A 25,974-nucleotide genomic window follows, 5' to 3' on the forward strand; every position below is an offset into this window, starting at 1 on the left:
TAAACCTTATTTTTTAAGGTTGTAGAATGCTTTAAGACCTTTGTATTGAGCCACTTCAGCCAATTGGTCTTCGATACGAAGCAATTGGTTGTATTTAGCCATACGGTCTGTACGTGAAAGTGAACCAGTTTTGATTTGACCAGCGTTAGTTGCAACAGCGATATCTGAGATTGTTGAATCTTCAGTTTCACCAGAACGGTGAGAAACGATTGCTGTGAAACCAGCTTCTTTAGCCATTTCAATAGCTTCGAAAGTTTCTGTCAAAGTACCGATTTGGTTAACTTTGATCAAGATAGCGTTTGAAGCATTTTCACGGATACCACGTTCAAGGTATTTAGTGTTTGTAACGAAGAAGTCGTCACCAACGAGTTGAACTTTTTTACCAAGACGTTCAGTAAGGATTTTCCATCCATCCCAGTCGTTTTCGTCCATACCATCTTCAATAGTGATGATTGGGTATTTAGAAACGAGTTCTTCAAGGTAGTCAACTTGTTCAGAAGCTGAAAGTTTTTTACCGCCTTCACCTTCGAATTTAGTGTAGTCGTAAACACCGTTTTCGTAGAATTCTGATGATGCACAGTCGAAACCGATCATAACGCCATCTTCACCAGCTTTGTAACCAGCTGCTTCGATTGCTTTAAGGATAGTTTCTACACCGTCTTCAGTTCCGTCGAATTTAGGAGCGAATCCACCTTCGTCACCGACAGCTGTTTCAAGTCCACGAGCTTTAAGAATTTTCTTAAGAGCGTGGAAGATTTCAGCACCCCAACGAAGCGCTTCTTTGAATGTAGGTGCACCAACTGGTACGATCATGAATTCTTGGAAAGCGATTGGAGCGTCTGAGTGAGAACCACCATTGATGATGTTCATCATTGGAGTTGGCAATACTTTAGCGTTGAATCCGCCAAGGTAGTTGTAAAGTGGAACACCAAGTTCATCAGCAGCAGCACGAGCAGCAGCGATAGAAACACCAAGGATAGCGTTAGCTCCCAATTTACCTTTGTTTTCAGTACCGTCAAGAGCGATCATTGCACGGTCAATAGCTTGTTGGTCAGTAACTTCATAACCGATGATAGCTTCAGCGATGATGTTGTTTACGTTGTCAACAGCTTTTTGAGTACCAAGTCCGTTGTAGCGAGATTTGTCGCCATCACGAAGTTCAACCGCTTCATGTTCACCAGTAGAAGCACCTGAAGGTACCATACCGCGACCGAATGCACCGTCTTCAGTGTAAACTTCAACTTCAAGTGTTGGGTTACCGCGTGAGTCAAGGACTTCGCGAGCATAAATATCAGTAATAATTGACATTTTAGTCTCCTTATTATTTTTAAGTGCGTCTGCACTCTTAATACATCTTTGATTTTACTATTTTTTGAAAGATTTTTCAAGTCAAAATCTTCGCAAAGCTAAACTTCAAAAGGTTTTGCGCTTACATTTTGATTTTTTATCTGAACATTAATAAAAAAGGATAGAAAAATCTATCCTTATTTTTTTATTCTGTTTCAATTAAACCATAACGACCATCTGTACGACGGTAAACGACGTGGGTTCCGTTACTATCAGCATCTGTAAAGACGTAGAAATCATGTCCCAACATATCCATCTGAAGCACTGCTTCTTCGGCATCCATTGGTTTTAAAGCAACATGCTTAGTACGTACAATATCTACGTGATCCTCAGCAACTTCATCGGCTTTTTCTAATGGTGCAAACTCATCGCCAAAAGCTTGTCCTGTTGGGACAGCATTGCGTGGTTTACGGTTCATACGTGTCTTATATTTACGAATTTGACGTTCGAGTTTTTCTTCTACAAAATCAATTGAAGAATACATATCTTGTGAAGTATCTTCTGCACGTAAAGTGACATTTTTAGCTGGAAGAGTTACTTCAACTTTAGCTCGTTTTTCGCTGTAAACTTTAAGATTAACATAGGCTGTTACTTCATGACCATCGTTAAAATATTTATCAAGTTTTCCGATTTTATCTTCAACATAAGCGCGGATTGCATCAGTCACTTCGACGTTTTCGCCACGGATATTAAATTTGATCATAAGAGTACCTCTTCAACAGTTCTTTTTGTTTCAATGAAGCCCTTAAACTTTTGGAATTTTCAGGACTTCTGAATCTTTTCGAACTGTCCTTTCCTTTATTTCTAATTTAATTATAACATGAAATAGCTTTCATCTCAAACAATTTGAGCGATTTTAATTTTTTTATTAGATGCCCCAATTGAAACATGATTACCTGCTTTGATTTCACCAGAGAGCAATTGTTCACTTAAAAGGTCTTCAACTTCTTTTTGAAGAGCCTTGCGGAGCGGACGTGCACCATATTCTGGGTCAAAACCTACCTCAGCAATTAATTTCACCGCTGACGGTGTGAGTTTAACATGAATATCTTGTTCTGCCAGACGTTTAATCAAAGATTTACTCATAATTTTAACAATTTGTTCAATCTCTTGACTTTCCAATGAGTGGAAAACAATATTTTCATCAATTCGATTAAGAAACTCAGGACGATAATGACGTTTAAGCTCTTCTAATATTCTTGATTTCATGGCTGAATAATCAGCTGTGATATTTTTAGCGCCAAAACCAACTGTCTTATCATCACGAAGAGCAGTCGCTCCCAAGTTTGAAGTCATGATAATAATTGTATTTCTGAAATCAACTTTACGACCTTTAGTATCAGTCACAAAGCCATCATCTAGAATTTGCAACATGATGTTGAAAACGTCAGGATGAGCTTTTTCGACTTCATCTAAAAGAACAACAGAATAAGGTTTATTACGAACGCGTTCTGTCAATTGACCACCCTCATCATAACCTACATACCCTGGAGGAGCTCCAATCAAGCGTGAAGTCGAATGTTTTTCCATGAATTCACTCATGTCAACACGAATCATATTATCTTCACTACCAAACACACTGTCAGCCAGTGCTTTAGCAAGTTCGGTTTTACCGACCCCTGTTGGTCCAAGGAACATGAAAGAACCCATTGGACGACGGCTGTCAGCAACACCGGAACGTGCCCGACGAATGGCTCTTGAAACGGCAGAAATAGCTTCTTCTTGTCCAACAACTCGTTTATGTAATTCTTTTTCAAGATTGATTAAACGATCACTTTCAGACTTAGTCATTTGTGTGATTGGAACACCTGTCAGTGTTGAGGCAACAGCAACAACAGCTTGGTCAGTAACTTCTTGACGTTTATCTTCTTTTACTGAGAATTTATAAATCTTGTCAGCAATTTTTTCAACTGCTTTTTCTTTTGTACGAGACGCTTTGATATCAAGTTTAATGACAGCTTCTGATAATTCTTCTTGAGCTTCCGCTAATTCTTTTTCTAAATCAAGACGTTTTGTTTGTTGATTTTTGACAGAAATTTTCACTGCTGCTGCAGCTTCATCAAGTAAATCAATGGCTTTGTCAGGCAATTTTCGGCTAGTCATATAACGAACACTGAGCATTACAGCACTTTTAATGGCTTGGTCAGTAAATTTCACTTGATGATAGTCTTCAAATTTTTCACGTAAGCCTTGCAAAATAGCAATCGCTTCATCTGGACTTGGCTCGTCAACATTTATTCTCGCCAAACGGCGTTCTAAAGCTTCATCTTTTTCAATATATTTTTGATATTCATGATAGGTTGTTGCTCCGACCATTTGAAAATCACCACGAGCAAGCGCTGGTTTCAAAATATTTGCGGCATCATTGACAGAATCCATTCCGCCACCAGCACCGATGATTGTGTGTAATTCATCAATGAAAATAATGACATCTGGATCACTGCTAACTTCTTCAACAATAGCTGTCAAACGATCCTCAAATTCACCTCTAAATTTTGTCCCAGCAACAACAGTCGCCATATTCAAAGCCATAATTCGACTATTCATCAAACCAATTGGAACTTGACCATTGACAATTCTTTGGGCCAAACCTTCAATAATTGCTGATTTCCCAACACCGGGCTCTCCAACTAAGACAGGATTATTTTTTGTTCTGCGGCTGAGAATATGAATCAAACGGTCAATTTCAGCTTCTCGTCCAATCATTGGGTCAAGTTTACCCAAGCGAGCTTCTTCGGTTAAATCTGAGGATACAGAGTCTAACGTTGGCGTCGTTGAATTTTCTGCAACTCCCTTTGCCATCTTGCGTTTTGACATTGGAGTCACAGCTTTTTTACTTTCTGGAACTTTGAGTCCAGTTCTTTTCTCAAGCTCTTTTCGCAAAGATACAATATTGATTTTTTGTAATTTCAGAAGTTGAAGACCAAATCCATCTTCTACTTGAAGTAGGGCATAAAGCAAGTGTTCTGTTCCAACGGCTTCTGAGTTATTATGAATTGCTAAAAAACTTGCCGCAGTCATCACTTCTTCTGCACGAGGTGAAAAACGTAAAGTTGAACGTTTGACCTTAACATGACTTGATAAATCCTCTAAATCAATCAGTAAGTCAGAAGAATCAACATTCATTCCAGCAAGGAGGCTGTATGCAATTGAACCTGAGGTCGTTGCCATTGCAGCCAGTAAATGAGCACTTTCAATGGTGCCATATTGATATTGGTGAGCATACTCTTCCGCTTTTTCTAAAATTCGGTCAAGCGTTGGTGTATATTTTATATTTTCAAATTTCATCGTCACGGTCCAATCTGTTTATTATACTTTTCATCATTATACCACGAGTAAAGGGACTAATGGCTCCGTCAGTAATGACTAACAAAAGTAGATTTCCCTCACGTTCTGTCAGTACTTTCTCATCAAAGAGAAGTTGAACGATATCATGGGCAGCTTTACTTGAGAGATTAGCTGGAACCTTCTGGTAAAGAGCCGTTAAGAATTCATGACGAGCAGAATATTGATACTTCACAATTTTGATGTATCCACCGCCACCACGTTTTGATTCCACATCAAAGCCTTTTGAGGCCGTAAATCGTGTTTTTATCACATAATTAATCTGACTCGGCACGACATCAAATTGATTGGCTAAGTCCGCTCGTTTAATTTCAATGACTTGTGCTTCTTCTAAAAGCTTTCTCAGATAAGCTTCGATAATATCTGATGTATTTTTTTGACCTGCCATCGCTCCATCCTTTCTTTCATCCATTTTCTAAATAATCTTTGACTATTACTGACTATTATACCTGAAAAATATTATTTTTACCAAAAATAGCAATTTTAACTTACTGACAGACTTAAGCGTTGAAAAATAAAAAAACCGTTACTTGTAGTGACCCCCAAAATATAGACTTTTCAAATCTATATTTCGGAGGTCTTTTCTTATGGTCAAATATTCCATAGAATTAAAACAACGCGTTATTCAAGATTATTTATCTGGCAAGGGAGGCTCTACCTATCTTGCTAAACTGCACAACGTAGGTTCATCTAGTCAGGTTAGACACTGGATTCGCAATTATCGAGCAGAGGGACTTCCTACAGCTCACTCCAAAGTCAATAAAAATTATTCTATGGAGTTGAAAGAAAATGCGGTACAATGTTATTTAACAACTGATTTAACGTATGAAGCTGTGGCAAGAAAATTCGAAATTACTAATTTTACCTTACTTGCAAGCTGGGTTAATCATTTCAAAATTTATGGAGAAGTCCCAATAAGCAAAAAGAGAGGACGGCGTAAAAAACTAGAAAGCATTGCATCGTCTATGACTCAGAACCCAAATGATTCTCAACGAATTAAAGAACTTGAACAAGAATTACGTTATGCGCAAATTGAGGTAGCTTATTTAAAAGGACTTCGGAGATTGGAGAAAAATGCTCTAATGAACAAAAATCAAGACTCATCTACAGTCTCCGTAAAACCTTCAAACTCAAAGAAATCTTGAAAGTTACAGGATTCCCTAAAGCCACTTATTATTATTGGGTTAACTGTTTTGAACGGGTAAACAAAGATGAGCTTATCGAAAAAGAAATGCTTAAAATACGTCAAGAACATGCCAATGCAGGTTATCGTCCAATGAGTGAATTACTTAAGCAACGTGGCTATCACGTCAACCACAAGAAGGTACAGCGCTTAATGAAGAAGCTAGGGCTTCGTGTGACGTCTTATTGGCACAAATCACGTAAATATAATTCATATAAAGGAAAAGTAGGGACGGTAGCTAAAAATAAATTACACAGACGATTCAGAACTTCCACTCCTCATCAAAAAATCACAACAGATACGACAGAATTCAAATATTATGAAGATGGAATTCAGAAAAAGTGTTATCTCAATCCTTACATTGATTTATTTAATAGCGAGGTGATTAGTTATCATATCTCTAAACAACCCTCTTATCAATCAATTGATATTGCTCTAAATCAAGCCTTAGCTGTGACATCTGATTGTCCTTATCGACGTACTTTCCACTCAGATCAAGGATGGGGATACCAAATGAGAGACTATGTTTCTAAATTAAAATCTCATAGAATTTTTCAGTCTATGAGCCGTAAAGGAAACGGTCATGATAATTCAGTTATGGAGAATTTCTTTGGGCTACTTAAACAAGAAATTTACTACGGACATATCTTCTCGTCTTTCGAAGAACTTGAACAGGTTATTGTAATCTGGATTAGGTACTATAATACAAAACGAATCAAACAAAAATTGAACTGGATGAGTCCAATTCAATTTCGCTTGAATTACCAAAACAATTAAAAAAATCCAAGTATTTCTACTTGGATAAAAAGTCTAACTTTTGGGGTGCACATCAACTGACGGCTTTTTTACTTATTATATTCTAAAATAATTAGTCAACTTTTACAATTTTAACTGTCATTTCGCCAACTGGAAGTGGTACATTTACGATGTCTCCAACTTTTTTTCCAATCAAAACTCGAGCAATTGGTGATTCATTAGAAATTTTTCCTGAAAATGGATCAGCTTCAGCAGTACCAACAATTTGATAAGATTCTTCGTCAGTTTCGCCAACTTCAACAAAAGTTACGTTTTTACCAAGTGCTACTTCGTCTTTAGCAATTTTTGCGTTATCAACAATTTCAGCATAACGAATCATTGTTTCAACAGTTGAAATACGTCCTTCGATAAAGGCTTGTTCATCTTTAGCTGCTTCGTACTCTGAGTTTTCTGAAAGGTCACCATAGCTACGAGCAACTTTGATACGGTCAATGACTTCTGGACGTTTCACAAGTTTTAAATTTTCAAGTTCTAATTTTAATTTATCAAGCCCTTCTTGGGTCATTGGGAATGTTTTTTCCATTATATTTCTTTCCTTTTTTATAAACTTTTTTCTCTTTTAATCAAATCTAAATTAATGATAGCTTAGCTACTTATCTTATCATTCACATATTTTTGAACATTTGCATTTTGTTCATCTAAGTTTTTAGCAAAATAAACTTTCCCTGTTGTTACGTCAGCAACAAAGTATAAGTAGTCATTTTGAGCAGGATCAAGTACTGCTTTAATAGATGATAAACTTGGACTATCAACAGGACCAGGGCCAAATCCAGTATTTGCATACAAATTATATGGCGAATCTAGGTTGGTGTCAATATTAGCATCCTCTGAAAGACTTGTTTTTTCACCAAGTTTACCTTCGGCATAAAGAATTGACAGATTAGAACCCAAAGTCATTCCAGCATTCATACGATTATAGAAGGTTCCAGCAACATTTCGTCGATCATCATCATTGTTGGCTTCTTTTTCAACCAAAGCTGCTAAACTCAAAACTTCATTGACAGTCAAATTCTTTTGAGCAATTGTATCATAGTAAGGAGTGAGCTGAGTATTGGCTGCTTGAATCATATTTTCAATGACTGATTCAACTGTCGATGATTTTGTGTAATCATAAGTCGCTGGGAACAAGTAACCTTCTAACTGATATTTGATTCCTGAATCTTTTGTTGGCAAGCTTGCGAACAGTTTAGGATAAGCCTTAACCATTTTAGCGATAAAGGTTGGGTCTTGAACGGTTTTCATGAAGTCTGCTTCAGAAAATGGCGTTTTTGCATTCTTTTCATTGCTTCCACTATTAACTGTCACAGCTTTAGCAATTTGTGTTAGCGTATAGCCTTCAGGAACTAAAATTTTACCTAAAGTTGGAGCAACAGGTTTTTCTGTTCCGCCTTCTTCAAGTTTACCAGCAATTGTAGATAAGCTCATGTTTGGTGCAAGATTATAATAGCCGCTTTTAAACTCTGAATAATTTTTAAATTTTGTATAATACTGAAAAACCATTCCATTTTTAATAATGGATTGTCTTTGCAAAATTTCACCAATTTGCTTACTACTTGAACCAGCAGGAATATTGATTGACTTAGCTGTTGCATTCTTAGAATCCAAAGGTTGAATGCCAGATTTTACAAAGTTATAGCCATACCAACCAGTTCCTCCAACAACTAAAACTAAAAGAACAACAATCACAGCAATGATTTTTCCTGCTGTTAATTTTTTCTTTTTCTTATTTTTGTTCTTATTCTTGTTTTTCTTGATAGAAGAAGTTTTTTTAGAAGAACTGTTGGTTCTTCTTGAAGGTTGATGTTTAACCATTTTTTCTGATTCTTTTTTTTCTGAAAATTGTTCTTGTTCAATCTTTTCATCTTGAACTTTTGATTCACTTCTTGAAAATTGAGGAGGAATATCTTGGTTTTGAATTTCCTCAGAAACCACTCCATCTAAATTTTTACGCAATGAATCGCCTTCTTCTGAAAGGTTTTCATTTTCTACAAAAGGTTCTTCTTCGTTTTCATCCGCTGCTGGAAAATCAAAGACGGGAAGTTTGAAAGGTTCAAGATCAACTTTCCTTGGTTCGATTTTTCGCTCAGGTTCTTCTGAGTCACTCCTGCTGGGACGTTCGAAATCTTCAGGGTCTGGGAACTTAGTTTCTGCTTGTTTCGCTGCATTTTCTTCAAGTTGGCGAAGTATTTTTTCTTTAAAACTTCCTCGAGAAAATTCAGTTGTTTCTTTGTCCACCAAATTTTTTCTCCTTATGATTAGCTTTCGCTCAATAATAAAATTTTACTTTTCCTAATTGTAACCGTTCTTTTAATTTTTTACAAATAAAAAGGGAATATTCATAAAAGTGAGGCTGATGCCTCACTTTTTATGTGTTTTAGTCTTCATCAGTATCGTCTGAATCATCTTCATCGTCTTCTACGTCGATGTCAACTTCTTCATCTACATTATCAAGTTCAACTTCTGCAAGTTCAGCGTCATAAGCAGCGACGTCATCTTTATCTTCGTCTTCTGCTTGAGTATCGTATGACATGTCTTCTTCAGTTGTTTCTTTTGTGCCTTCTTCATCTTCTGGATCGATTTCGTCTTCGATACCAAAAGCATTGACTTTTTTGCGTTTCTTAGCTGGTTTTTCTTCTTCTTCGTCTTCAATTTCATCAAGAGCGATAACTTCTTCGTCAATCTCATCAATGGCGTACCATGAACGGAGTGCCCAGATATTATTTCCTAATGGAATGAAACTTCCGTCTGTATTGATTTCTGTATAAAAACGAGAAATACTAGCTTTAATTTCATCATCTGATTTTTCCAAATAATCTTGAATCGCTCTGATGATTTCAGAGAATTGCATTTCTTTGCCATTTTGCTCCAATAAAGCATGAGCAACTTCAATCATTGAAAGTTCTGAGATTTTTTGTCCTTCTAAGGCTGTAATTTTCAAGTTTTTACTCTCTCTTTTCCTAATATAAAATATAGGCTCATTTCCTAAAAACGAACGCTATGTGGATTTTCTTTTTATAGTGTATATCAAAATTAGCTTGCTGTCAATATTTTACGCCAAAAAACCTCTGTTTACTTGCTTTTAGCTTAACTATACTCTCTTGTTTTTATCAAAAGAATACTAATAACATTTATTGGCTACTGACAGTAAAGAAATTAATAGTGCATTAGAACTTTATAATCGTAATCTCCGATTTTTTCGCGACCTTTAAGTTCATCAAGTTCGATAAGGAATGCACATCCAACAACAATTCCACCCATTTTTTCAACAAGTTCAATTGTAGCGGCAATTGTTCCACCAGTTGCAAGCAAATCATCAACAATCAAGACACGTTGTCCTGGTTTGATGCTATCTGAATGCATTGTGAGTGTGTCTGTTCCGTATTCTTTTTCGTAAGTTGCTTCAATGACTTCACGAGGTAATTTACCAGGCTTACGAACTGGGGCAAATCCTACACCAAGTGCAAAAGCAACTGGACATCCAATGATGAAACCACGTGCTTCTGGACCTACAACCATATCTATTTCTTTATCTCTTGCATACTGAACAATTTCGGTAGCAGCATAGTTATAGGCATTTCCGTCTGCCATCAAAGGGCTGATGTCGCGAAAAACTACGCCTTCTTTAGGATAGTTTTCAATTGTTGCAATATAGTCTTTTAATTCCATGTTTTTGTTACTGACAGAATTGTCAGTGCTCCTTTTTTCTAACATAAGTCCGTTATTTTTACTGACAGCTTTATTATTATGAGTATAGCTGATTTCGTCACTATCTTTTTATAAAAACGAAATTATTTTTCTAATAAATTTTGATAAATTTCTTTGACGGGTGCTAAAGCAAAAAGTTCTTGCATTTTTACAATTTTTTCTAGTTCTTGATAAATTGTACTCTCAGAAATTTCGCGTTTATCGGCCGTCTTATTAACGGTCATTAAGCCATTGTCAATGCTGACAAATTCAAGTTCCTCAAAGATTTTTATCATCTTGACAAGCAAGAGATGAGGGATTTTCAAATAATCCGCAAGTGATTTTAATTTATAGCGAATATCAAATTCTGGAAATTGATAAATTGCTTTATAAAGTCTTGCAAATTCTTCTCGTGTTCCACTTCCTGTTAAATAATAGCTATCAGTGATTTTATTTTTAAAATAAATCATTTTAAAATCATCCGACGCTGCTTTACTGACAGCTTCTTTTAATACTGACAAACCTGCTAAATCTCCAGGTGTCTCTTCGATGACAAGCACATCTTCCATTATACCATGTTTTAGCTGATTTTGAGAAAAAATATTAGCCTCTTTTGGGATAGGAATTTGTTTACTTCTTATATCAAGAAGTTCGACACCAACTGAATCAGCATCTTCAATCATTAATTGAAGACTCGTATTTCCATTCCAACTATTACTTGAAAGTGTTGCGACTAATTTTGTTTGTGCCTGTTCGAATTCCAATTCTTCTGAACCATGTTGGAAATAAACGGCATCAATTTGTTGCTTTTCTTCCTGAATTTTTAATTTAAGATGAGCATTGTCTTTCCCCATACTTCGGCTTTGAATCACCTTATAATCTTCGATTAAAAATCGAGGCTTAGGATTATCCATGCCAAAGGGAGCCAATTTTGCTAAATTAGTGATTGTTGAGAGCGAAATATCGTCTAAGTGGCAACGGTCAGCAATTTCTAAGGGACTTTTTTTAGACATATCTAAATGATTGTCCACGATATAATCAATCATCGCCTTTTTAACTGCTTCTACGTTTTCCAGACTTAAAGTCATCCCTGCGGCTTGTTTATGACCACCAAAAGCAATAAAAAGTTCACGATGGGCATTTAATGCCTTGAAAATATCAAAATTTTCGATTGACCGAGCAGACCCACGCAAAATCCCATCTTCTTGGGCCAGCATGATTACTGGCTTATGTATGGCTTCTAGCAAGCGACCCGCAACAATTCCTAAGACACCTTTATGCCAGTCCTTATGATATAAAATCTGAACAGGTTCATCTGTCAGCATACTCAGAGCTTCATTGTGAATTTTTTCCACAATTTCTTTTCGCTCTGAATTTTTTTGGTCAATCATTTTGGCAATTTCATGCGCTTCATCTTCATCCCAACCTGTCAGCAATTCAATGGCTGGGTTTGGGTCATCGAGACGTCCCAAAGCGTTTAAACGGGGAGCAATTTGAAAACCAACCGTTTCCTCAGTGATTTTATCAAAATCAACCCCGGCATACTTCATTAATTCTTGTAGGCCGGCACGCTCTGTTTGGGCCAAAACTTTTAGACCATGAGCCACTAAAATTCGGTTTTCATCAGTCAAACTGACCATGTCAGCAATTGTACCAATTGCAACTAAATCAAGCATTTCACTGGGTGCATATTCTAAAAGAGCACAGGCAACTTTGAAGGCGACACCAACTCCTGCCAAATATTTGAAAGGATATTGACTGTCAGGATGTTCGGGGTGGACAATGGCATAAGCAGGGGGAAGTTGGTCAGGAATTGAGTGATGGTCGGTAACAATTACATCCACTCCATTTTCCTGTGCCCAGGTAATTGCCTCCAAGCCAGCAACCCCATTATCTACAGTAATAATAAGATTGATATTTTCATTCTTAATATAGTACTGATAAACGTCAAGATTTGGCCCGTAACCGTCAGTAAAACGATTGGGTAAATAAACTTGAGCCTCAGCTCCTAATTCATCCAGAGCGGATTTCATGACTGATGATGCAGTCATTCCGTCAGCATCATAGTCACCATAAATTAAGATGTTTTCACCTTGCTCAATTGCTGATAAAATACGCCCTGTTGCTTTTTCCATATCATGAAGTAGAAAAGGGTCATGTAAATTTTCTAAACTTGGCTTTAAAAATTGCTCAATTTCAGCTTCTGCATGAATTCCTCTTTGATAAAGCACGCGACTTGTCAATTCATCTAATTTATGTTTTTTCGCTATCTTTAGAAAATCTTCGGAAATGGCTGTATCAGCCACTTTCCAATCATATTTTGCTTTTATCATTTTAATTCTCTTTATCTTTTCTATGCTCAATTCAATTATTTTAGCATAAATTACTCGAAAAAAATGGCTAAGTTTAGAGATTATTTTTCTTTTATTTAATAAAATCCTAAACTTTTCTATAATTTACTGACACAAATAGCATTAAGCTTCTGTCAGTAAAAAAATTCTATTTGAAATTAAAAAATTTGGCAGATATAAAATCAAAAAGCGAAGGAAAAATAGCTCGCAATTTGGCCGCTGTGGATAAAGTCCAAGGTAAATTGATTTCTCTTTTCCTTTTTCCCAAGTTATTCACAACTTTGTCAGCAACTTTAGATGCTGAAATTGCATTTTTCCCCACTTTTTCCAGATAATCTCCATTATCTTTGTGAAATTTGGTTTTTACAGGTCCAGTATTCACAGTTGTCACAATTAATTGTGGATTTTCCATACGCAAAGCATCTGAAAATATAATCAAAGCCGCCTTAGAGGCAACATAAATTGATGATTTACCTGTTGGTAACTTTCCAGCAATTGAAGCAATATTAATCAATTGAACTTTCGGTTCTAATAATCTGGTCAACTGGATTGGCATTAACGTATTAATGACAAACTGTTCTGTAATTTCCCCATCAGTAAGTTCAGTGAATTCTTTAAAAATACCAAAACCAGCATTATTAATCAAAATATCCACAACAAAAGATTGTTCATTAGTCAAAAGTTCATCATTGGTCAGTAATGTAACATTTTCAAGCTGACCATAGCGTTCAATCAGAGCCTTACGGCTACGTGAAACCAAAATTAAATGGTCATTTTCTTTAGATAAAGATTTGACAATTTCTTTAGCAATATCACCAGTTGCACCTGTAATTACAATATTTCTAACCAATTTTTTCCTCGTAAAAATCCTTAACCACAAAAGTGTTGGAATGAACAGTTTGTGCCTCACGCACCAATTGTCCAACCAAAGGTCCAACATAGCGTGCACTAATATGAGTCAATAACAATCGATTAACTCCGGCTTCTTTGGCGACGTCTGCTGCTTGTTTAGTCGTTGAATGACCATGTGCTTTTGCCATTTTACTTTCATTTGCTTCATAAGTTGCCTCATGAACCAATAAGTCTGCTCCATAAGCTAAGCGTACTGCAACATTCGATTTTCTTGTATCGCCTAAAATCGTGACTATTTTACCAGCTTTATCCGCTCCGATATAATCTTTAGGATCGAAAGTTTTTCCTTCATACTGAACAATCTCACCTTTTTTTATTTTACCAAAAAGGGGTCCGAAAGGAAGCCCAGCTTCTTTTAAAGCATTGGCATCGAGTTCACCTATTCGATTTTTTTCTACGACGCGATAACCCAAGCAGAAAATAGTATGGTCAAGCAAATCTGTATGGACTTCAAAACTATCATCTTCAAAGATTTTTCCAGCCGAATCAATTTCATGAAAATTGATACGATAAGCTAAGCGTGAACCCGAGATTCTAAGAGCGGTCAAAACAAAATCTTTAATTCCCACAGGGCCATAAAGCTCCAAATCAGTTTGTTCATCTGAACTTTGAAAACTCCTACTAGACAAAAAACCAGGCAAGCCAAAAATATGATCCCCATGTAAATGTGTAATAAAAATCTTAGTAATTTTTCGTGGCTTAATTGTCGTATTTAAAATTTGATGTTGCGTTGCTTCACCACAGTCAAAAAGCCAAATTTCATTACGCTCATCAAGCATTTTCAAGGCAATTGCCTGAGTGTTTCTTGATTTAGAAGGCTGACCAGCCCCAGTCCCTAAAAATTGGATTTCCATTGAACCTCCATCAGTTTCAACTCACCTTAAGGCAAATTAAAACTTTATTTTCTCAAAAATGAGAATTATTTTCCAAAACAAGAAAAGATTGTGAAACTTCCCCACAATCTTTTCTTCAATAAATTAGTGACCCGTGCTGGGCTCGAACCAGCGACCCTTTGATTAAAAGTCAAATGCTCTACCAACTGAGCTAACGAGTCATGCTTAAAGCGTCATTTTCACGACGAAATATATTATAACACAGACTTTCTGAAATTTCTAGTCTCAGCTGTAATTTTTTTATTTTTTTAAAAATTTATTATTTATTTATCTCTGATAATGGCCACACACAGGTCCAATTAATCAATTTTTTTATCATCAAAGGGCAGTAAAAAATGTGACCAATCCAAAAATTATACCTGGAAAGTTTGCCGTTGCCAAAGCTAAATCTCTAGGCTTTTTGCCAATTCCATAAGTGACCCAAAGTGTACAATTAATTGCAGCAACAAGGGGTTGAATAGGATTTCCTTTCATTCCACTAAGATTATTAGCAATTTGCGGAAGATATGATACATACATCATTACCGACATCCCAGTCGCTACCCAACTTAAATACTTAATAAATTTCTCTTGATTCATAAAAGCCCTCCTGTAAAATGATAATATCAAAAAACTCTCGGTTTCATTCTAACTATTTTTTAAATTTAAAACCTAGTCTTTTTGCCTTCGAGTCAATATCTTATTATAACATATTTCGTATTCTCTAAAACACAGTCGTTGGCACATGTTTGGCACAAAAACAACAAAAACCGCTCAACCGAGCGGTTTATTTACTTAATTAAATGCGTCCGGAGGGAATCGAACCCCCATCTCAAGAACCGGAATCTTACGTGATATCCATTACACTACGGACGCGCTACAATCACTTTATTCTACCTAATTTCAAAAAAAATTGCAAGAAGAAGCTTGCTATAATAAAAAAAGCTATCCATCGATAGCTTTCCATTTTTACTTTATTTACCTGCTTTAATAGCTGATAAAATCTGAGTCCTTAAACTTTCTGCTCCTTCAGCTCCGCTTGGAAGGAAAATGGTTGAATTTCCACCTGCAGCAAATTGATTCAAGGTATCTAAATATTGGTTAGTTAACAAAATCGCCATAATTTGTTCTTCATCAAGCGCCACACCAAGCTTTTTGATTTCGGTAATTTGTTGAGCCAAACCGTCAACAATAGCCTTACGTTGTTCAGCAATCCCTACCCCATGCAGACGGTCTTTTTCAGCTTCTGCTTCAGCGGCAGTTACAACTTGAATTTTATTAGCATTTGCCAACATTTGGCTGGCATCTTGTTTACGTTGTGCCGCATTGATTTCATTCATAGATTGCTTAACTTCAGCATCAGGTTCTACTTTAGTAATCAATGTTTTTACGATAATATAACCGTAAGTTTGCATTTCTTCAGCAACTGTTTTTTGAACTTCAAGAGCGATTTCATCTTTTTTCTCAAAAACATCATCCAAAGTCAATTTTGGTACTGCTGAACGAAGGGCATCTTCAATATAAGCCTTAATTTGTTCACCTGGATTCATTAACTTATAGTATGCATCTTTGATGGATTGTTCGTTTACTCGATATTGCGTTGCAATATTCATCGTAACAAAAACATTATCCGCAGTTTTAGTTTCAACTGTCATCTCTGTTTGTAATAAGCGCAATTGAACTCGAGCAGCAATCCGATCAATTCCCCAAGGAAGTTTCAAATGAAAACCAGGGTTTGCAGTAAATTGATACTTCCCAAAACGTTCAACAATTGCAACAGTTTGTTGTTTAACAACAAATACAATTGTACTCAAACTAAAGATTAAAATGAGCAGGATAATTGCTAAAACAACGAGTGGAATAAAAATCATAAAAGTTCCTCCTTATATTTGACCAAAAGTTACTGACAAACTTTTCTGTCAGTAATTATGAAAAATTCAGTCTTATTAATTACTGACAGCATCGCCAGTAATCGTTTTCACATAGTCTATCACTTATCAAAGAGAAATGCAATTTTTTTGATAGTTTATTAACTAACGATTAAAAACCTTTTGTAATATAGATAAAGTGTTTACGTCCGTCACGCCCAAAGCATAAAGGACTTAAGAAGCCAATTTCTTCGGCTTGTTCTAATAAATCTTCAATATTATAGCCGGCTAAGCGAATATATTCCCCATTTTCTGCTTGTTCTGTTAATGCTGTTAGGTCTTTCACTTTCTCAAATTCACTTTGAAATTGAGCAGGTTTCATTGTCAATTTTCCGTCTTCTTCCACTAATAGATAATGCGGGAAAATCTGTGCAATTTCAAACATCAATTCGGCTGTCACTTTTACCGGAAATTCACTGAAAATAATTGCTTCTTCTGCGTCATTTTTATATGAAAAACCAAATGATTTTCCAGAAAGATTGAGTCGAATAAATCTGAAATTTTCATAACCATTTTTTCCTTCAAGTTGAAAATCTGGATTTTCTTCAAAAATATCAAAAGCTTTAGAAAGTTCAAAGAAATAATCTGTTGCATCTTTCGGTGAGCGTTTTTGATAAAGTTCAGCAAAATAAGCATTTAAAACTGATGCTGGTGGAGTCACCAAAAGTCTTTTATCTTTTACATCGGTTAAGGCAGCTAATCTATTTTCTAAAAAGATATGGTCTTGAGCCATGAAGCCACCATATTTCATTCCCAAATCAATCCATTTTTTATCAGTCATTTTTTCTCTCCATTTTTAATAAAATTTACTTGTAAAGTCCTTTTTTCAATCTTTTTCATTATAACATTTTTAAGAAAATGCGTCAGTTCAAAAACTGAGTGACTTTATCAAAAATTGGTTCAGGATAATTTTTTGAAAAAACATCTTCAAATTCGACAGACATTCTATTTTTAAACCAAGTCAATTGTCGCTTGGCATAGCGTCTTGAATTTCTTTTGACCAACTCAACAGCTTCTTCCAAACTAATGTCCCCTGAAAAATAAGGGAAAAATTCTTTATAACCAATCCCTTTTGCCGCTTGAACTTCTGGTGCTTGCTCATACAAAGTTCTAGCTTCATCTAATAAGCCCTCACGCATCATTTGATCAACCCGTTGATTAATTCGATCATAAAGCACTTTTCTGTCAGCATTTAATCCAATAAGCAAAAAATCATAATCAGAACCCAAATTTTCATCTTGAGAGCCGAAAGTTTGCAGCTCCAAAAAACGAATCGCCCGTCTACGATTTAACTCAGAAATATCTGGATTTATTTTAATCACTTTTGCAAACAATTCCTCATCAGATAAAAGAGATAATTCTTCACGAAGTTTCATCATCTCCTCATGATTTTCCTGTCCGCCAAGATGATAACCTTCGATAAGAGATTGAATATATAAGCCAGTTCCTCCAACGATAATTGGCACTTTTCCTTGGTCAAGAATTTCTTTAATTAATTGATTAGCTTCAATGACAAAATCATGAACCGAAAAATTTTCTGTCCATTTACGTACATCAATCAAATGATGAGGAACTTGAGCTTGTTCAGCCATAGTCACCTTAGCGGTTCCAATGTCTAATCCTTGATAAACTTGCTGAGAATCACCAGAAATAATTTCACCATTAAATTTGATTGCTAAATCAATGCCAAGTGCTGTTTTCCCCACAGCTGTAGGCCCGACAACCACTAAAACTTTATTATTTTTCATTTATTTTTATGACTCACTCTCACCATTTTCATTCTCTATTATTTCAGAAATAGCCTGTAAATTCAAGCACTGACAAGAAAAAATTACTGACAGCTCAATTTCTGTCAGTAATTTTTATTCTATTATTCTTAAAGTTTTTATGCAGCAAAAACTTTTTGATAAATTCTTTTTCCACGATTCATTAAAGATTTCCGATAATCTTCACGTCCCACAATCAGAGTCATTTTACTAAAGATATAGCATGAAAGTAGTGTGACCGCAAAGTTAGGAAGTGACAAGAATGTTAATAAGGAAACACTTAAAACGACCACATCGACCATAAACAAAACCTTGTCAATTTTAAAGTTCCATTGCTCCTCCAAAATTCGGCTCAATAAGATTGATCCTCCAAATGTTCCTTCAGAAATAATAACTAATCCTGCCCCGAATCCTGAAAGAAGTCCATCGAAAATTCCAGCAAAAATAACATGTGAGAATTGGAAACCAGTAACTCCTAATGCTTCATAAATCATTAACCAACCACTCATGGCAAGCGCTCCAGGAATGCTCAGTAGTAAAATTCTCCGCGGAAGCGAACGTCCTCCGAAAATGAAAAGTGGTACATTTACCAAAAAGAAAGTCAAGGCTGGGTTGATGCCAAAAACAAAATCCATAAGTACAGAAAAACCAGCGACACCATTACTTGCTAGACGATTAGGGATGACGAATAACTGAACTGAGAGTACATAAAGTCCGACACCTAAAATAAGTATGAGTAAGTCCCTCATAAACTTTTTGTCAATTTTTACACCTATAATTGTCATATTTCTTACCTTCTTTCTTTATCATTTATTTATTACAACTGCTACTAATATATCACATGCACCTAATCTTAACCTTAACCAGTTAATTATTAAAGAGTCTTTCTTTTTAAAATGTGCTTCGTTAGCGTTTTCACATTTTTTGATTTATAATGAAGATAGAGCAATTTTTAAATAAAATATAAAGGAGTCCACTAAATGAAAAATAAATTTATCCAAGGCTATCTCATTGGAAAATCTGTCGAAATTCTTGTTGCAGGTACAGCCCTGTTAATTGCCAAGAAAAAAGGTTATCTTCCTTCTGCTGACAAGACCGAATTTATCGCTCAAAAACGAAAAGAAGCCGCTAGAAAACGACTTGCTCGTTAAAAATTTTACTTACAGAAATAAAAACTTACTGACAGAAATTTTGTCAGTAAGTTTTTTTATATTCTTTAATGAGTTGCTGAAGCTTCTGCTTCATCCACCTGTTCCAATCGTTCATGAATTTCCAAATTACGTACATCTGAAAGAACCAAGGGAACTGTTTCAACAGTTACTTCCGAGAATTGAAGACCAAACCAACGAATTGGGGAAGCCGTAATTCTCTTGATTTGTGCTTTAGTTTGAAGAACAAAACGCTCGAAACCTGGCATTTGACGTGCATTCATTAGCTTTTCTTCAACAACGACAAAGCGGAAATCTCCAACTTTACGTCCTGGAGTGATACTGTAATGTTGATGCTGACGTGGCAAACGTCCTGATTCCATCAAATCCGTCACAATTGTTCTTAAATAACGCGGAACTTCTTGACGCATACGGAATCCAAGATAGAGATTCACACGAACAATAAAGTCAGTATCCATCATGTCTACTTTATACTCAGAAGTATAAGGCTCGTCAGTAACTTTTACATTTACAAACCAATAACATTCTGCACGTTTTGGTCGTTTATCCAAGATTGAATATAAGATTGAACGGTCAATCCATTCATGGTCCATTTTGCTTGTTAAATAAACCACATTTGTTTGATATAAATCATAAGATTCATCATGACGCAAAGCATTAAGTTGATTTTTATACTCATTAATATTCAATGATTTGATATATTTCATGACAATCTTGTGTGACTTGTTCCAGATGAACATCACGAAGATAATTGCCAAGGCAATCAGAACCACAATATATGCTCCGTTGATAAATTGGACAAGAGAAGCAGCAAAGAATGAGCCTTCAATACAAAAGAGACCGATAGAAATAATTGCAATTGCAATTTTTGGAGTTCCTTTTTGAATTAAGAAATAAGTCAAAAGTGTTGTTGTCATCAACATAGTGATGGTAATGGCCAAGCTATAAGCGGCTTCCATATGTTCTGAAGTTTTAAAATACAAAACAAAGAATGAAGTCGTTACCCAAAGAGCAAAGTTAACTGCTGGGATATAAAGTTGTCCCAAAGTTTGCCCTGGATAATAAATTTTGAACAATGGCAAAAGTTTCAAACGAATCGCTTCAGACACCAAAGTAAATGAACCCGAAATCAGTGCTTGAGAGGCGATAATCGCCGCCAATGTTGATAAGATAACGACATAAATAACCATATTATCAGGTAAAACAGCAAAGAAAGGATTAAGTTTTTCAATGTGTTCACCACGGTGAGCTAAAAGCCAAGCTCCTTGTCCACAGTAAGATAAGATAATACAAATCTTAACAAATGGCCAGCTGACATAAATATTTCCACGCCCAACGTGTCCTAAGTCAGAATAAAGTGCCTCTGCCCCTGTCGTTACCAAGAAAATAGAACCCAAGATAAAGAAACCAGCTTTATTTTCTGGACTAAACAATAAGTGAATCGCATAATATGGATTAATTGCTTTTAAAATTGATAAGTCAAGAAAAGAATTAATCAATCCACTTACACCCAAAAAGCCAAACCAGATAAACATAATTGGTCCAAATAAACGACCAACCAAACTTGCTCCAAACCTCTGAATCAAAAAGAGAAAGGCAAGGATTATCAAAGTTGTTACCATGACTGCCGTCTGATTTGAGTAAACATGTGTTACTCCTCTTAAACCCTCGATGGCTGACGTGACCGTCACCGCAGGAGTCAATGCTCCATCCGCTAATAATGTCGCCCCACCAATCATTGCTGGAATAATCAGCCATTTTCTCATCCGTCTCACAAGGGTAAAGAGTGAAAAGATTCCCCCCTCATGATGGTTATCTGCTTTCAAAGCAATCAGAACATATTTAACAGTTGTAATTAATGTTAAAGTCCAAATTACAAGAGAAACAGCCCCCAAAATAAAGCTTTCAGAAAGATTTGCTAATCCTCCCTGTCCTCGAACAATGGCCTGCATGGCATAAAGTGGACTTGTTCCGATATCACCGTAAACAATCCCTAATGCAATCAGGAACCCTGCAGATGTCGCTTTATTAAACGACCGATTATGTAAGTGTACTTGACCCACTTTTGTAACTCCTCAACTTTCTTCAACGAAAATAGTCAAATAAAATAAAACGAAGCGTAGCTCGTTTTTTAATAGCTTTATTATAGCAGATTATCCCCTGTTTATTCAAAAAAAACTGCGGGAAATTATATTTATTTATTTCTCACAGTTTTATATATAATACAGTAATCATCACAAAAGCGATGATAGCAACCGTAAGCTATCTTTTGATTGCTTTTATTTTATTATGATTCTCCTTGATTTTCTTCTGAAATTCGTTCGTGAATTTCCAAATTTTTAACATCCGAGAGAACCAAAGGAACAGTTTCAACCGTCACTTCTGAAAAGTGAAGACCAAACCAACGTGCTGGCGAAGCTGTAATTTTTTTAATTTGCTCTTTTGTTTGAAGAACAAATCGTTCAAAGCCAGGCATTTGTCTTGCATTAATTAGTTTTTCTTCTAAAATAATAAAACGGAAATCTCCAACTTTTCGTCCTGGTGTAATACTATAAGTTTGATTTTGTTGTGGTAATCGTCCTGACTCCATCAAGTTGGTCACAATCGTCCGTAAATACCGAGGGATTTCTTGACGCATATGAAAACCGAGATATAGATTAACACAGACAATAAAATCAGTTCCTAGCATATCCACTTCGTATTCAGAAGTATAAGGCTCATCTGTAACATTAACCTTCACAAACCAGTAAACTTTAGCTTTTTTAGGACGCTTATCCAAAATAGAATACAAGATTGAACGGTCAATCCATTCTTTATCCATTTTAGCCGTTAAATAAACGACATTCGTATGATAAAGGTCGTAAGTTTCATCTTTGCGGAGTTTGTCCATTTGTTCTTTATAATCATTAAGATTTGAAGAATTAAGATATTTATAAAAAAGCTGATCAGATTTATGCCAGATTGCCATAACAAATAGAATCATGGCAGCAATAATCACAACGACATACCCGCCATGCATAAATTTTACAGCGGAAGCTGCAAAAAACAAGCCTTCAATAAAGATAAAAACGGTGAAAAATAGGCCAACCAATACTTTTTTAACTTTTTGATAGTGACTTAAATAGACAGTTAACAATGTTGTTGTCATAAGCATGGTTACTGTGATTGCTAAACCATAAGCCGCTTCCATGTGAGCAGAACTTTGGAAATAGACAACAATAAAACTCGCTGCCAACCAGAGTCCCAAATTTACGGCTGGAATATATAATTGTCCGAAAGTTTCTCCTGGATAAAAAATTCTTAATCGAGGAAGGAGTTTAAGACGAATAGCTTCTGACACAAGAGTAAATGAACCAGAAATCAATGCCTGTGAGGCAATAATTGCCGCCAAAGTTGCTAAAATTACTGAAAAAATGATTAAATTTTGAGGAAGGACAGCAAAAAATGGATTGATATCTCCTAATGATTTTCCGCGATTTTGTAAAAGCCAAGCCCCTTGCCCACAATAGGATAGGATGATACAAACTTTAACAAAAGGCCAACTGACATGAATATTTCCCCGACCAACATGTCCTAAATCGGAATAAAGAGCTTCTGCGCCCGTCGTTGCCAGAAAGACTGAACCTAAAACAAAAATTCCAGCTTTATTTTCTGGGCTTAAAAGTAAATGAATTGCCCAATAAGGATTAATTGCTTGAAGAACAGAAAAATCACCAAAGAGATTAATCAAACCCGTAATTCCAAGAAAACTAAACCAAATAAACATGACTGGTCCAAACACTTTACCAACGATTGAAGTTCCAAATCGTTGAATTAAAAATAAGACCGCTAAAATCGCTAAAGTAATAATAACAATCGGTAATTGCTGCTGACCAAAAGCTTCATGAAAAGCTGGAATTGACCTCAAGCCTTCTATTGCTGACGTAACCGTTACGGCAGGTGTTAAGGCTCCGTCAGAAAGCAAAGCAGCACCACCAATCATTGCCGGAATAATTAACCATTTTGCATATTTGCGAACGAGAGTAAATAATGAAAAAATTCCGCCTTCATGATTATTATCCGCTTTTAAAGCAATCCACACATATTTGACTGTTGTAATTAATGTCAGCGTCCAGATAATGAGCGAAAGTGCCCCAATAATTGACGTTTCTGAGATTCGCTCAAGCCCCCCTTGGCCTTGGACAATTGATTCCATTGTGTAAAGAGGGCTCGTTCCGATGTCGCCATAAACAATTCCCATTGCGATGATGAAACCGGCACCTGTTGCTTTATTAAATGAGCGATTAGATTCATAACCCATTCTAATTTCCTCAACTTTCTCTAGTTCCATAAAATTTATCAAAGTAAATAATTCACATTTGATTACCTAAATCATATAACAATTTCTTGATTTTTTGTTAAAAAATGGTCTAAAGAATACTGCAAAATTTATAAGAAAAAAAGCTAGAAAATTCTAGCTTTTAATTAATTATTTTTCAACTTAATCTTCTGTGTACCAGTCGTAGTGGAAGATTCCAGCTTTGTCTGTACGTTCATAAGTGTGAGCACCGAAGTAATCACGTTGGGCTTGAATCAAGTTAGCTGGAAGATTTTCAGAACGATAGCTATCGTAGTAGCTAATTGCTGATGTGAATGTTGGAATTGGAATTCCTGCTTGAACAGCAAGTGAAACTACATCACGAACAGCTTCTTGATAACGTTTTGTGATGTCTACAAAGTAGTCATCAAGCAAGAGGTTTTCAAGTTCGCTATCTTTGTCGAAAGCATCAGTAATATTTTGGAGGAATTCTGCACGAATGATACATCCAGCACGCCAAATTTGTGCAATTGTACCGTAAGGCAAGTCCCAATCAAATTCTTCAGAAGCTTTACGAAGTTGAGCAAATCCTTGAGCATAACTCATAATTTTTGAGAAATATAGCGCTTTGCGGATTTTTTCAATGACTTCTTTTTTATCGCCTGAGAAATTAACCGCTGGTCCAGATAAAACTTTGCTTGCTTTAACACGTTCATCTTTATAAGTTGAAATGTAACGAGCAAATACTGATTCTGTAATCAATGGAAGTGGTACACCAAGGTCAAGGGCAGACTCTGAAGTCCATTTACCAGTTCCTTTGTTTCCTGCTTTATCAAGAATTTTATCAACGATGTAGCCTTCGCCTTCATCATCTTTACGTTTCAATACTTCTTTAGTGATTTCAATGAGGTAGCTATCAAGTTCGCCTTCATTCCATTCTTCAAAAATGGCTTGAATTTCTGCATTGCTAAGACCAAGAACACGTTTCAACAAATCATAAGATTCAGCAATCAATTGCATATCGCCGTACTCAATTCCGTTGTGAACCATTTTAACGTAATGTCCAGCACCGTTTGCTCCCATGTAAGCCACACATGGTTTACCATCTTGAGGAGCTTTAGCTGCGATTTGTTCAAAAATTGGTGCAACCAAATCGTAGGCTTCTTTTTGACCACCAGGCATCATTGATGGGCCTAAAAGCGCACCTTTTTCACCACCAGAAACTCCTGTACCGATGAAGTTAATACCTGAGTCTGCAAGTTCAGCATTACGACGCATTGTGTCTGGGAAATGAGTATTTCCACCATCAATCAAGATATCGCCTTTATCCAAGAGTGGTAAAAGTGATTTAATTGTCGCATCTGTCGCTGCTCCTGCTTGAACCATGAGCATGATACGACGTGGTTTTTCAAGACTTCCAACAAATTCTTCAAGTGTTTTAGTGAGAACAAGATTCTTATCTTGATGTTCTTTATAAACTTCTTCAGTTTTTGAAGTCGTACGGTTGTAAATTGCAACGGTATAACCACGTGACTCTACGTTGAGTGCAAGGTTTTTCCCCATTACAGCCATTCCGACAACACCAAAGTTTGCTTGTGCCATTTGAAATCCTCCAGAGTATTTCTTTATATTCTATACTATATAGTATAACGCAATTTATTTCCAATTACCATAGTTAAGTATGTAAATATTTTACATGACAAAAAAATCTGCCTTAAAGACAGATTTTAAATTTTATTCTTTTTCGTCTGGAAAATTTGTTAATTCTTTGGCTTTGTCAGCAATTTTTTTCGCTTCTTCAGCAAGAGACTCAGTATCAATATCTTCTTTCACTTCATCTTTGGCATCTCTGAACTTAGCCACAACTTCTGCGGCTTCTTCTGAGATGTCTGATTCATTTTCATCGAAGAGTTCTTCTCCACTGTCTTTCATTGAATTAATTTTTTCAACGACAGCATCTTTAGTATCATTGAAGAAATCAACAACTGAATCTTTAGACAGTTCACCTGAGTCAACTTTTTCCATAATTAAATCACGTTTTGAAAGCAAAAATTCTTTGGCCTTGTCAGCTGAAATTTCACCTGAATCAAATTTTTCTTTGATCTCATTAAATTTTTCAGCTGAGAAATCAAGAGCAGTATCTCTCATTCCAGTCAATGTTTCTTGAGGGTTTTCTTTTAAATCATCATAAATTTTTCCAGCCCCTTCGCGGAGTTCGCTTCCTTTTTTAGGAGCTAAAAATAGAGCAGCTGCGGCACCAACTAAAGCACCAACTAGAAATCCTGTTTTTTTTGACATCGGTTA

General features: G+C 35.9%; 22 protein-coding genes and 2 tRNA genes. 2 read left to right on the forward strand and 22 right to left on the reverse strand.

From position 1 onward, the window contains the following. Positions 1-6: 6 nt before the first annotated feature. The 4 genes from eno to MHB61_RS05705 all read right to left on the reverse strand — a co-directional run bounded on the left by eno (position 7) and on the right by MHB61_RS05705 (position 5,080). The gene (gene eno, locus MHB61_RS05690; protein WP_010905473.1) at positions 7-1,308 is read right to left on the reverse strand and encodes a surface-displayed alpha-enolase; all 1,302 of its coding nucleotides are present in this window, start codon (positions 1,306-1,308) and stop codon (positions 7-9) included. Positions 1,309-1,492: 184 nt separating this feature from the next. Further along, positions 1,493-2,050 (reverse strand): ribosome hibernation-promoting factor, HPF/YfiA family, encoded by a 558-nt coding sequence (hpf, locus tag MHB61_RS05695; protein ID WP_003129564.1) that lies wholly within the window; start codon positions 2,048-2,050, stop codon positions 1,493-1,495. Positions 2,051-2,184: 134 nt separating this feature from the next. Beyond that, on the reverse strand, positions 2,185-4,635 hold the full coding sequence (locus tag MHB61_RS05700) for an ATP-dependent Clp protease ATP-binding subunit (RefSeq protein WP_012897346.1): 2,451 nt from the start codon (positions 4,633-4,635) through the stop codon (positions 2,185-2,187). After that, positions 4,625-5,080, reverse strand: a complete 456-nt coding sequence (locus tag MHB61_RS05705; protein WP_010905471.1) for a CtsR family transcriptional regulator — start codon at positions 5,078-5,080, stop codon at positions 4,625-4,627. The genes MHB61_RS05700 and MHB61_RS05705 overlap by 11 nt, the downstream gene beginning before the upstream one ends. Positions 5,081-5,279: 199 nt before the next feature. On the opposite strand from MHB61_RS05705, the gene MHB61_RS05710 reads away from it, so the two are divergent. Then, a protein-coding gene (locus tag MHB61_RS05710; RefSeq protein WP_120784970.1) for an IS3-like element ISLla3 family transposase occupies positions 5,280-6,652 on the forward strand; the annotation gives its coding sequence in 2 pieces (ribosomal slippage) (positions 5,280-5,739 and positions 5,739-6,652; 1,374 coding nt in all). Between the two features lie 91 nt (positions 6,653-6,743). On the opposite strand, the gene greA is transcribed toward MHB61_RS05710, so the two are convergent. The 14 genes from greA to MHB61_RS05780 form a co-directional block, all read right to left on the reverse strand. Next, positions 6,744-7,217, reverse strand: coding sequence for a transcription elongation factor GreA (gene greA / locus MHB61_RS05715; protein WP_025016857.1), 474 nt, complete (start codon positions 7,215-7,217; stop codon positions 6,744-6,746). A 59-nt stretch (positions 7,218-7,276) separates the two neighbouring features. Then, positions 7,277-8,929 carry an endolytic transglycosylase MltG gene (mltG, locus tag MHB61_RS05720; RefSeq protein ID WP_014570395.1) on the reverse strand — a complete coding sequence of 551 codons (1,653 nt, stop codon included), beginning with the start codon at positions 8,927-8,929 and terminating at the stop codon, positions 7,277-7,279. A 136-nt stretch (positions 8,930-9,065) separates the two neighbouring features. Next, complete coding sequence (gene rpoE / locus MHB61_RS05725; RefSeq protein WP_003129551.1) at positions 9,066-9,629, reverse strand: DNA-directed RNA polymerase subunit delta; 564 nt, start codon at positions 9,627-9,629, stop codon at positions 9,066-9,068. Between the two features lie 215 nt (positions 9,630-9,844). Continuing rightward, positions 9,845-10,357: an adenine phosphoribosyltransferase gene (locus MHB61_RS05730; protein WP_012897343.1), complete on the reverse strand. Its 513-nt coding sequence runs from the start codon at positions 10,355-10,357 to the stop codon at positions 9,845-9,847. A gap of 122 nt (positions 10,358-10,479) precedes the next feature. Further along, positions 10,480-12,708 carry a single-stranded-DNA-specific exonuclease RecJ gene (recJ, locus tag MHB61_RS05735; protein WP_003129547.1) on the reverse strand — a complete coding sequence of 743 codons (2,229 nt, stop codon included), beginning with the start codon at positions 12,706-12,708 and terminating at the stop codon, positions 10,480-10,482. A 166-nt stretch (positions 12,709-12,874) separates the two neighbouring features. After that, a complete protein-coding gene (locus MHB61_RS05740; RefSeq protein ID WP_003129546.1) occupies positions 12,875-13,576 on the reverse strand; it encodes an SDR family NAD(P)-dependent oxidoreductase in 702 nt (233 codons plus the stop codon). Next, a complete protein-coding gene (rnz, locus tag MHB61_RS05745) occupies positions 13,569-14,492 on the reverse strand; it encodes a ribonuclease Z (RefSeq protein ID WP_003129545.1) in 924 nt (307 codons plus the stop codon). Before rnz ends, MHB61_RS05740 begins: the two co-directional genes overlap by 8 nt. Before the next feature lie 127 nt (positions 14,493-14,619). Further along, positions 14,620-14,692 (reverse strand) — tRNA-Lys (locus MHB61_RS05750). A 157-nt stretch (positions 14,693-14,849) separates the two neighbouring features. Continuing rightward, positions 14,850-15,110: a SemiSWEET family transporter gene (locus tag MHB61_RS05755; RefSeq protein WP_003129544.1), complete on the reverse strand. Its 261-nt coding sequence runs from the start codon at positions 15,108-15,110 to the stop codon at positions 14,850-14,852. Between the two features lie 204 nt (positions 15,111-15,314). Next, positions 15,315-15,386 (reverse strand) — tRNA-Arg (locus MHB61_RS05760). Between the two features lie 98 nt (positions 15,387-15,484). Further along, on the reverse strand, positions 15,485-16,381 hold the full coding sequence (locus tag MHB61_RS05765; protein WP_003129543.1) for an SPFH domain-containing protein: 897 nt from the start codon (positions 16,379-16,381) through the stop codon (positions 15,485-15,487). 169 nt (positions 16,382-16,550) lie between these two features. After that, positions 16,551-17,219, reverse strand: coding sequence for a hypothetical protein (locus MHB61_RS05770; RefSeq protein ID WP_003129542.1), 669 nt, complete (start codon positions 17,217-17,219; stop codon positions 16,551-16,553). Positions 17,220-17,301: 82 nt separating this feature from the next. After that, on the reverse strand, positions 17,302-18,186 hold the full coding sequence (gene miaA / locus MHB61_RS05775; protein ID WP_003129541.1) for a tRNA (adenosine(37)-N6)-dimethylallyltransferase MiaA: 885 nt from the start codon (positions 18,184-18,186) through the stop codon (positions 17,302-17,304). A gap of 137 nt (positions 18,187-18,323) precedes the next feature. Further along, positions 18,324-18,989: a YitT family protein gene (locus tag MHB61_RS05780; RefSeq protein ID WP_003129540.1), complete on the reverse strand. Its 666-nt coding sequence runs from the start codon at positions 18,987-18,989 to the stop codon at positions 18,324-18,326. A gap of 195 nt (positions 18,990-19,184) precedes the next feature. Between MHB61_RS05780 and MHB61_RS05785 the strand changes: the two genes are divergently transcribed. Continuing rightward, the gene (locus MHB61_RS05785; protein ID WP_003129539.1) at positions 19,185-19,355 is read left to right on the forward strand and encodes a DUF3042 family protein; all 171 of its coding nucleotides are present in this window, start codon (positions 19,185-19,187) and stop codon (positions 19,353-19,355) included. 65 nt (positions 19,356-19,420) lie between these two features. Here the strand turns inward: MHB61_RS05785 and MHB61_RS05790 are convergent, their stop codons facing one another. From MHB61_RS05790 to MHB61_RS05805, 4 genes are all read right to left on the reverse strand, one after another. Then, the gene (locus MHB61_RS05790; protein WP_003129537.1) at positions 19,421-21,436 is read right to left on the reverse strand and encodes a KUP/HAK/KT family potassium transporter; all 2,016 of its coding nucleotides are present in this window, start codon (positions 21,434-21,436) and stop codon (positions 19,421-19,423) included. A 224-nt stretch (positions 21,437-21,660) separates the two neighbouring features. Beyond that, entirely contained in the window at positions 21,661-23,673 is a 2,013-nt protein-coding gene (locus tag MHB61_RS05795) for a KUP/HAK/KT family potassium transporter (RefSeq protein ID WP_010905466.1), read from the reverse strand. A 180-nt stretch (positions 23,674-23,853) separates the two neighbouring features. Then, complete coding sequence (gene gndA / locus MHB61_RS05800) at positions 23,854-25,272, reverse strand: NADP-dependent phosphogluconate dehydrogenase (protein ID WP_003129534.1); 1,419 nt, start codon at positions 25,270-25,272, stop codon at positions 23,854-23,856. Positions 25,273-25,404: 132 nt separating this feature from the next. Next, the gene (locus MHB61_RS05805; protein WP_003129533.1) at positions 25,405-25,968 is read right to left on the reverse strand and encodes a YtxH domain-containing protein; all 564 of its coding nucleotides are present in this window, start codon (positions 25,966-25,968) and stop codon (positions 25,405-25,407) included. Positions 25,969-25,974 lie beyond the last annotated feature (6 nt).

Source organism: Lactococcus sp. FSL K6-0773, from assembly GCF_038006485.1.
Classification (GTDB): Bacteria; Bacillota; Bacilli; order Lactobacillales; family Streptococcaceae; genus Lactococcus; species Lactococcus lactis.

Bases quoted from the DNA above. Each gene is read 5' to 3' on its own strand.
- hpf (WP_003129564.1), bottom strand. From the start codon at position 2,050: ATGATCAAATTTAATATCCGTGGCGAAAACGTCGAAGTGACTGATGCA.
- gndA (WP_003129534.1), bottom strand. From the start codon at position 25,272: ATGGCACAAGCAAACTTTGGTGTTGTCGGAATGGCTGTAATGGGGAAA.
- MHB61_RS05795 (WP_010905466.1), bottom strand. From the start codon at position 23,673: ATGGGTTATGAATCTAATCGCTCATTTAATAAAGCAACAGGTGCCGGT.
- miaA (WP_003129541.1), bottom strand. From the start codon at position 18,186: ATGAAAAATAATAAAGTTTTAGTGGTTGTCGGGCCTACAGCTGTGGGG.
- MHB61_RS05730 (WP_012897343.1), bottom strand. From the start codon at position 10,357: ATGGAATTAAAAGACTATATTGCAACAATTGAAAACTATCCTAAAGAA.
- MHB61_RS05785 (WP_003129539.1), top strand. From the start codon at position 19,185: ATGAAAAATAAATTTATCCAAGGCTATCTCATTGGAAAATCTGTCGAA.
- MHB61_RS05700 (WP_012897346.1), bottom strand. From the start codon at position 4,635: ATGAAATTTGAAAATATAAAATATACACCAACGCTTGACCGAATTTTA.
- MHB61_RS05805 (WP_003129533.1), bottom strand. From the start codon at position 25,968: ATGTCAAAAAAAACAGGATTTCTAGTTGGTGCTTTAGTTGGTGCCGCA.
- recJ (WP_003129547.1), bottom strand. From the start codon at position 12,708: ATGATAAAAGCAAAATATGATTGGAAAGTGGCTGATACAGCCATTTCC.
- MHB61_RS05755 (WP_003129544.1), bottom strand. From the start codon at position 15,110: ATGAATCAAGAGAAATTTATTAAGTATTTAAGTTGGGTAGCGACTGGG.
- MHB61_RS05770 (WP_003129542.1), bottom strand. From the start codon at position 17,219: ATGACTGATAAAAAATGGATTGATTTGGGAATGAAATATGGTGGCTTC.
- eno (WP_010905473.1), bottom strand. From the start codon at position 1,308: ATGTCAATTATTACTGATATTTATGCTCGCGAAGTCCTTGACTCACGC.
- rnz (WP_003129545.1), bottom strand. From the start codon at position 14,492: ATGGAAATCCAATTTTTAGGGACTGGGGCTGGTCAGCCTTCTAAATCA.
- MHB61_RS05705 (WP_010905471.1), bottom strand. From the start codon at position 5,080: ATGGCAGGTCAAAAAAATACATCAGATATTATCGAAGCTTATCTGAGA.
- MHB61_RS05780 (WP_003129540.1), bottom strand. From the start codon at position 18,989: ATGACAATTATAGGTGTAAAAATTGACAAAAAGTTTATGAGGGACTTA.
- MHB61_RS05765 (WP_003129543.1), bottom strand. From the start codon at position 16,381: ATGATTTTTATTCCACTCGTTGTTTTAGCAATTATCCTGCTCATTTTA.